This is a genomic window from Candidatus Poribacteria bacterium, assembly GCA_021295755.1.
GTDB lineage: Bacteria > Poribacteria > WGA-4E > WGA-4E > PCPOR2b > PCPOR2b.
This window is the reverse complement of the sequence record JAGWBT010000201.1, coordinates 1-5,637: the sequence shown is the minus strand read 5'-3', so window position 1 is coordinate 5,637 and position 5,637 is coordinate 1. Positions and strand designations below refer to the sequence as shown.

Genomic DNA, 5,637 nt, shown 5'->3' with positions numbered 1-5,637 from the left:
GGCGAATGAGATTTGAACAATCCTTGATCTGTGCCTTTGGCAGTCCTGCCTCGATCGCCTCTTTTGCCCTCGGTGATAGCCCTTCCATCTCAATTCCGATTCGGGCGTCAGTCAACCCTCGTGCTGTAAGAACGCTCAAGAGCGCATCGGTCGATGTGGCGTTTTGCTGCGGTCTGTGGAGTACATCAAAGATGCGCTGCTCTGCATCGGACAACGCTGGCAGCGGCAACGAACCGTCCAACCCGTGGTCACCGAAGATATGCACGTCTTGCACCCACAGATCGGATGCGTTCACCGCAAACGTCGGGCTTGCCACAAGTGCGGGCTCGCTCTCTAGTGGGAAGATTGCATAGGCAGCGGTCGGATCGGGATCGCTTGGTGCGCCGGATCAATCCAGCACCGATAATCCGAAAAATAGGTGATGTTGACCGGCGAGGTTGCCACCAAGACATCCACACCGCAGCGACGCATATACTCCTGTGCGCGGGTTTTATTGAAAAGCACCGTATTGCTCCTTTGTTCAAAACAGGTCTTATAGAAGCACGTAGGTTGGGTTGAACGGGAACCGTGAAACCCAACACTTAATATAGAAACTTATAGGTTGGATACCTATCGGCGAATTGCGGATACACCTCACATCACTGTCAACAGAACTAGCATCTCTTAGAATTTCAAGCCGAGGCTCACACGATGTGCCCGTTGCAAAGGGCCAAAGTCAGCAAACGCATAATCTAGGGACAGCATGGTTACAGCAAAATTCATGTGGATCCCCAAGCCGAGCGTCAGTCCTTCTTCATCATCACCGCTGTCGGGACCCAAGCGGAGCTTATACCCGCCACGAATCGCTGCCATCTTTCTGTACCAATACTCTAATCCGAGGTTCAGTCGTTCGCTGTTGTCGTTTGGATGGTTGGCATCAAGTGCGACGGTGAGGAGATTATCCCCACTATCAAGCAGATCGTAGGCGATGCCGAGCCGGAAATTGGAGGGCAGTGGAAACTCTACGGTTTCTAGTTCAGCCTTTCGTGTCGGATTCGTCGTGTCTGGATAGGGGCGATAGTCCGCATTTCTGGAATCCCCCGCTTCTTCGGCACCAGTCGCAAGGTCTGGACCACTGAAACGCATCTCGGGCCCGAAGTTGGAGAAACACATCCCTATGCGTAAACTTCTCCAACCTGTGTGGTAGAGAGTCCCAACATCAACAGCGACCCCTGTGGCGCTTTCCCGATGGATTTGCTGATGGATGTATTTGGCGTTGATACCGAAGGAGAGATTGACTCCCGACTCTTTTTCGTAGAGCTGTCTGGAATATGCCACCGATACCGCCGCATCCCACGCAGAGTACCAAAGCCCCGTTCCATCAGGCTTTGCAAGCGTTGTGATTTCCGTATCGGGGACGTTAAGAAATGTAACGCTTGCTCCCAAGGTGCCTACCTTTTCTACCGGCGTGGCAAACGCGAGGTAGTTATATCGAGTATCGGCAAGCCATATTGTATGTGTGTCCGAAAAGCTAGTCTGCTTGAGTTGGCTTAACCCGGCTGGATTCCAGTAGATAGTGGTAGCATCGTTGGCAAGCCCGCTAAACGCACCTCCCAAGCTGTCCACCCGCGCTCCGGGACCAATTTTCAGAAACTGTGCACCGGCAGTTCCAACGTTGGTGGTTGCGTCACTCGGAACCGTCCATAAAAACGCAACGATAACTAAGAGAATCGAAATTGTCGAGGCGAATCGCCACATTGCTTGATTCTTGAAAGTAGTGTTATGCATGTGCTTACCCTAGTTTATCCCCCTTTATCGAATGATCGAAAATCGACCAATCTTATTTCCGATAACATCATTGCTGTCATCTCGGGCTTCAACATGATAGATATAGACTCCACTTGCAAGGGCTTGATTGTAGAGATTAAGAAGGTCAAATGTCTCTGTGCCACCCTTGTCGCCCTGTGCCAAACGTTCATCTGCATTGAAGGGTGAGAAGTTCTCGTGTTCAATCTCCCGCACCAGTTCACCCACCAACGTATAAATCCGAATGGTACACCGCGGTGGAAGCCGCGTGAAGAAGATTTTGTCCGTTCCTGCAGCAGTCACAGCCCTGTTCGTGATGAAGTAGGGATTTGGCACGACGCGGATTCGATCTAAATCTGCCTCAATATCTGCGGGGGCGAGCGACGCGCCTTGTGTCGTCAACAGAAATTCGTCGCCATCTCGCGGTGCGCTGATACCGCCCATATCAACGGTGAATACATCCCCAGCAGAGATCTCATTGTTGGGATCTTTTATGAAGACGTACCCACCCCGGATATAAATCCGGAAAAATCCCGGTGTGGCTTCCCGGTTATATGTATCAACCCAACCTGCCCCGAAGATTGCGTATCCCTCGGCGCGTTGGTCGTTGAATGGAATCTCCTCACCCGTATCCTCGTCCACCACTTTGACATGTGTATCGTCAACGAACGCGATCGAATACGTATGCGGGCGATAATACGTTGCCCAAAAGATGTTGGGCCAAGTATTCTCCCCGGCACCGGGTGATTGGATGTCCACCGTCCACCCCGGAACGGAGCCGGCGGTCAGTTCGACGTTATTGATCGGGTTTTCGTCTGGACTCCCGTAAGTCACATCAACCCCCGTTATCTTCAAGATGATTCCATCAAACATCGGGGAGAGCACTTCAACGGCTTCGCCGTGAAGAGGGTCATACCAATCAAACGGTTGCGGCTCCACGACCGTTTGATCTGTTGTCACGTTGATAATTTCATAAGTGGGTGGTTGATATCCAGGACCCGTGATATACGCAGCAGGTCCTATCTGCGTTGCGCCCTGCCAAACGATTTTATACTGATCTCCCGTCACCTTGTTTGGTGCAAGTACCATCGGTTCAACGGTTACAACTCCTATGCCTTGACCTTCCACGTCAGCGGCTGCCTCTCGATACCCAGCGGGTTGCGCGCGTGGGACAACGTGGAGCATCGTCTCAATCTGGCTGCTCTCCATGGAGATAAGCCCGGTTTTCGGATTGCCGGTATCGAATGACGTCACCGCATAGGTGTATTGAATCCCGTTAGTCAATCCTTCATCGGTGAAGAAATTCTTAATACCTGCATCTTCACCGAGTGCTTGTGAAGGTGTGGAAACAACGCGAAAAATATCGCCCGCCACTGGAGGACCGGAAGCACCATCTGTAATTGTTACATACAACCCCCCGAAGTAGATTAACGCACCGGAGCGATAGGTCCCGTCCGGATAAGGTTCTCCGGTGTTCGGATCCTTCACGATAGCATATCCCTCACCATTTGCTGGGAATTCGGGATTATGAGCCATAACCTCCCATAGCGTTGTATTAATTATCTCGAAGGTGGTACTGGAGTTGAATTTGATTGCGTAGACAGCATTTTTGAAAAAGTCAGCAAAAAATGGTTCATCACCACCGCTTGCAATGGTAGCGTCTGACTGTTTACCGACATGCGCGACTGTGAGGAAATTACCCGTCGCGCTCGGTTTGTCGAACTCCATTAGCATCGTCCAATCTTCCACAGGAGTGCCGGTATCTGGGGCGTACGAGGTATCTCGCCGATAGACTCTATAACCCTCAAAAATTTTCTCCGGATCGGTGGGATCCACATATTCGTCGATACTTTTACCTAGCCATTGCCCTTCGCTTTCCCAAACAAGTGTCACCTGCCCATCGGCGGGATACGCGGTTACCACCGGCGACGGCGGCGGGGCAGGTGCAACGTAGTCATCATCATACAGCTTCTGCGCCCAGTCCGCAGACGCTTGTAAACCGGCAAGTCCCTCACCGATAGCTACTGCCGTGACGATGGTGAACTCCTGTCCGGGCGCGAGCGATTCCACAGGTCCGTAGGATTGGACAAAACGTTGATCGTCGTAGTTTGCTGGGAGTGGGTCAACACCGGGAACACTGATATAAGCGTACATTTCCGCATCGGTCGTTGGATCGGTGTTTATCGTAATCCGTTTGTGCGCCGTAAAAGGAATTTTTCCCACATACGCGTCCAACACCCGCAAACCGATGTATCCGGGAGCAGAAGCGTTGGAGAAACCGTAAGAGAGATAGCGGTTCGGATGTGCTTCGGGGTTGAGCGCGTCCGGCGTCTGATCCAATGCAATAAAGTCATCCGCTGAATAGCTCGCCGTACCTGTTTCGTTGCTGGAGACATCTACGTCATACCGGAACGCCATAAACACGTCCTCAAGCATTTCAGCACTAACGTTTTTAACCCTGTATTCTAGAATAAAGAAATCGTAGAGCGGTGCGTAACTCCATTGAAAGCCGTCGACTACAATTTCTAAGCCGAGGATCAATCCCTGATTCGCATCGAGGTTCATATCGCTACACTTGAACATGATCGCTTGGCTTGTCGGTGTTCCTTTTGTGGTCATACCGGGCTTGTTTGAAATCACTTCAGGCACATCGTCGGTGGGCCAAATTTCGCTCTGTCTGCCATCCGATGTGGAGACACCAATCTCTCCACCTTTCTTGGCACCGATCCAGATATCACCTTCATAGATGTAGGAATCGTTTGTGCCTGCGGGCCACCACCCTGAAGGGTTGGCGGTCGGGTTGCTAGGAAAGCCGACAACTGCGGTGTTGTAGACGGCAGACGACAGGTTGCCTACATCCAATGCCTTCCAATCCACGGCAGCCATCACCGATAGCGTGGTGAATACAAAAATCACAGATAAGAGGGTGTATCGTAATAATTTCATAGTTTTCAGTTTACCTCATATATTGGGGATTTTGATGACAAAATGCTTCCAACGAAAAATGTAATCGAAAAATGCTTCCGATGAACTCCTAAGATTTTCATAAAAAACGCTTAGGATTCATAAAGCAGTTCGTAATACATAAGACTGAACCAAAATATCCGCTGGAATTCCAAGGCCATTGTGCAATTTCCGGATCATGTCTAGAGACAAGCTGCGTTGCCGATTCAGAACTTCTGACACATAGGGACGCGAACCAAGATAGGGTTCAAGGTCGCGTTCAGATAACCCTTGATTCTCCATGTAGTGACGGATAGCCTCAATCGGATCTGGAGGTGGAATAGGATAATGTTCCTCTTCATAAGCCTCCACCAGTGTGACAAGCACATCAAGTTTATCTCCCTCCGGTGAACCGTAGCTTGAACCCCAGAGCCGTTCTATATCCTTCAGGGCAGTTTCATAGTCCGCTTCGGTTTTGATTGGTTTAATCTCCATAGCTATCACCTTAGACTGTAGCAACGTTAATTGTATCATAGGCTTGGTGTGTTCCGACAAATCGGATGTAAACAATGCCGTATTGATAATTAATTGCTGCTACCAAACGGTAGGAATTGCCCTTGATGTTGAAGACCACGCGGTTGTTTTCAACAAAACTAGCATTTCGATAAGTAGCTTTTACATCAGATGGCGTTTTCCAATCGGCGTGTTTTACATTGGCATACCACGCTTGGAGAGACTGTTCGGCATTAGCATGCTTCGCCCAAAATTCTCTCAAGGTTCTGCGCGATATAATTCTTATACCCAATTTGTATGAGTTTCTTGATGGATACGCTCACCAAGCCAACTCACCTCGCTCATTTATGATGGCTGAGAGTCAGTAGACATCAACATTTCAGCTATCATCTGGTC

6 protein-coding genes are annotated in these 5,637 nt (G+C 50.0%); all 6 read right to left on the bottom strand.

Translation table 11 applies throughout. The features are described from left to right. On the bottom strand, window positions 1-316 hold a 316-nt coding region (locus J4G02_21545), incomplete at its 3' end, for an aminopeptidase P family N-terminal domain-containing protein (GenBank protein MCE2397105.1). Window positions 317-333: 17 nt separating this feature from the next. Further along, window positions 334-504, bottom strand: coding sequence for an aminopeptidase P family N-terminal domain-containing protein (locus tag J4G02_21540; protein MCE2397104.1), 171 nt, complete (start codon window positions 502-504; stop codon window positions 334-336). Between the two features lie 159 nt (window positions 505-663). Continuing rightward, window positions 664-1,767, bottom strand: coding sequence for a PorV/PorQ family protein (locus J4G02_21535; protein MCE2397103.1), 1,104 nt, complete (start codon window positions 1,765-1,767; stop codon window positions 664-666). 24 nt (window positions 1,768-1,791) lie between these two features. Continuing rightward, window positions 1,792-4,731, bottom strand: a complete 2,940-nt coding sequence (locus J4G02_21530) for a hypothetical protein (GenBank protein MCE2397102.1) — start codon at window positions 4,729-4,731, stop codon at window positions 1,792-1,794. 117 nt (window positions 4,732-4,848) lie between these two features. After that, on the bottom strand, window positions 4,849-5,229 hold the full coding sequence (locus tag J4G02_21525) for a helix-turn-helix domain-containing protein (protein MCE2397101.1): 381 nt from the start codon (window positions 5,227-5,229) through the stop codon (window positions 4,849-4,851). 4 nt (window positions 5,230-5,233) lie between these two features. After that, complete coding sequence (locus J4G02_21520) at window positions 5,234-5,527, bottom strand: type II toxin-antitoxin system HigB family toxin (GenBank protein ID MCE2397100.1); 294 nt, start codon at window positions 5,525-5,527, stop codon at window positions 5,234-5,236. Window positions 5,528-5,637: the final 110 nt, after the last annotated feature.

Excerpts from the sequence above, each read along its gene's own strand:
- J4G02_21535 (MCE2397103.1), bottom strand. The coding sequence starts at position 1,767 with ATGCATAACACTACTTTCAAGAATCAAGCAATGTGGCGATTCGCCTCG.
- J4G02_21530 (MCE2397102.1), bottom strand. The coding sequence starts at position 4,731 with ATGAAATTATTACGATACACCCTCTTATCTGTGATTTTTGTATTCACC.